Source organism: Acinetobacter sp. UBA5934 (assembly GCF_002430855.1).
GTDB lineage: Bacteria > Pseudomonadota > Gammaproteobacteria > Pseudomonadales > Moraxellaceae > Acinetobacter.
Window position 1 is genome coordinate 30,972 of the sequence record NZ_DJDC01000163.1, and the last position, 2,287, is coordinate 33,258.

Below are 2,287 nucleotides of genomic sequence, written 5' to 3' on the forward strand. Positions count from 1 at the left end.
ATAGGCATTTAAAATATTATCACGATTCGACAGGGCCGAAACCAGCATCAATAAAGTTGATTCAGGAAGATGGAAGTTGGTAATCAGACGATCGACCACTTTAAACTCGTAACCTGGGTAAATGAAGATTTGGGTATCGCCCGTCCAGCCTTTTAATTCACCGCCATTGGCCTGCGCTGCGCTTTCAGTAGCCCGGGTTGCTGTGGTGCCGACAGCAATGACTTTATTGCCACGCGCTTTGGTTTCGCGGATCAGCGCCATAGACTCATCAGACACATCGCACCATTCACTGTGCATAATATGGTTTTCAATATCGGTAGTGCGCACCGGTAAGAATGTACCTGCGCCAACATGCAAGGTTACAAAGGTTTTCTGGATGCCTTTTTCTTCCAGCTTTTTCAACAAAGCTTCGTCAAAATGCAGGCTGGCAGTCGGGGCAGCAACACTGGCGATTTTAGTTGGATCATTAAAGACAGTTTGATAACGCTCGGTATCAATCGATTCAGCTTCACGGTTGAAGTAAGGCGGAATTGGCAATGCACCGTATAAATCTAGAACATTTAAAATCGGCTGAGAAAACTCGACAATGAACAGGTTCTCATGACGGCCTTTAACAGTGACTTTAACTTCATCTGGACCAATAAACAGTTCTGCACCTTCTTTAGGCGAGTTGCTGGCTTTAATGTGGCAATGCGCAATGAACTTGTCCATCATGCGTTCCACTAAAACCTCAACAGCACCGCCAGTGGCACGTTTACCTTTCAAGCGCGCTTTCATGACTTTGGTGTCATTTAAAACCAGCAAATCACCCGGTTCAAGTAAATCGAGAATATCAGTGAAGTGATGGTCATGATATTGGCCTTGAGCATCAAGATGTAAAAGACGTGAATCACTACGGGTTTCAAGCGGGTAACGGGCAATCAGCTCGTCAGGGAGATCAAAGTTAAAGTCGGAAAGTTGCATCTTCAATGTATAGAAATAAGAAAAACCTGTGCATTATAGGCCTGAAATGGACAAAACAGATGATATGTGATGCTTTTTAAGACAAAGTTTTTGATTTTGCTTTAAAAGTGAGCGATTGAATAAATTAGATAATTGACAATTTCACGTTTGATAGTAATATAGCCACCACAAGCTGATTAGCTTGCAACACCTTTCCCGAGGTGGTGAAATTGGTAGACGCGGCGGACTCAAAATCCGCTGTCAGAGATGACGTGTCGGTTCGAGTCCGACCCTCGGGACCAAGATTCTGAAGAACCCCAAGCATATTAAGTCTTGGGGTTTTTTATTGCCTGATGAAAATAAAATGATTTGAAGTATCGTGGATATGCATTATATATTTTGAACTTTATATAAAAAATTTGAAAAATCGTAGTTTGATTTAACAAAGTATTGATGAATAAAAAAGGGGAAATATGTCGGCAAATTTAAATGCAGAATTAAATCTAAACCAGTTTGCATTAAAAATACTAGAAAGTGCTTATGGATTAGAATTTACATGCGTAATTATTTTTCTAATTGTTGTGGTTGCGAGTATTTACTTTATCGCTAAATCAGGGGTAATTACTGGTTTGAGGGAATTTAGTGAACATAGGCGAAGAAAAAGGAATGAGCAAATTAATGAACAGGAAAAACTTTTAGTGGGTGACACTTTGTTAGAGTTTTCTGATGAGTTGCAATATCATTTGAAGGTTTCTAAATTAGCGAATTACTTAAATATAAAAAATAAAGATATAGATTTACTTAAGTACATTTTCTCCTGTCGGGATAAAGATAAGGCAGTAAGGCTATACAAACTTGGGAAAGATTATTTAGAAAAAGATAAGGAAAGTAATAATTATAAGTTAAAGACAAAATACACGCTAAAAAGAATAAAGGGGTATGGGTATTGGGGAACTATTTTATATATTTTGATTAATATTTTTGGCTCAACACCATATCTTGTTATTACGTATTTTAAATTTGCTTATAGAGAAGAGGGTTTTATTGTATCTAATAATCTAAATTATCTTATGTTCTTTTTTTTCCTGATCTCAATGTTCGTCCTATGGCATTACTTAAGACCAGAGGCTGCTAAGAATTTCTTGGAAATGGAAAAAATTAATAAATATTCTACAGGGATATAAAAGACCATTTCATTCATATATTTGTTTTGCTAATAATATCGAAATAAAAAACCGGCGCCTAGACGCCGGTTTTTTTACATCACTGACACTATCAGTTTTGTATCAACCTAGATTGAAGCAAGTGCAGCATTCAATGTAGCGCTTGGACGCATTACTGCATT

The 2,287-nt window shown here is 37.6% G+C and carries 1 protein-coding gene, 1 tRNA gene and 1 pseudogene; 2 read left to right on the top strand and 1 reads right to left on the bottom strand.

Annotated elements, in window-relative coordinates; all coding sequences use genetic code 11:
- Positions 1 to 963 (bottom strand): annotated as a pseudogene (gene queA, locus B2Y23_RS11935) (tRNA preQ1(34) S-adenosylmethionine ribosyltransferase-isomerase QueA); the annotation flags it as partial.
- Between the two features lie 194 nt (positions 964 to 1,157).
- Between queA and B2Y23_RS11940 the strand changes: the two are divergent.
- A tRNA-Leu gene (locus B2Y23_RS11940) sits at positions 1,158 to 1,244 on the top strand.
- A gap of 171 nt (positions 1,245 to 1,415) precedes the next feature.
- Positions 1,416 to 2,126 carry a hypothetical protein gene (locus B2Y23_RS11945; protein WP_291371013.1) on the top strand — a complete coding sequence of 237 codons (711 nt, stop codon included), beginning with the start codon at positions 1,416 to 1,418 and terminating at the stop codon, positions 2,124 to 2,126.
- Positions 2,127 to 2,287: the final 161 nt, after the last annotated feature.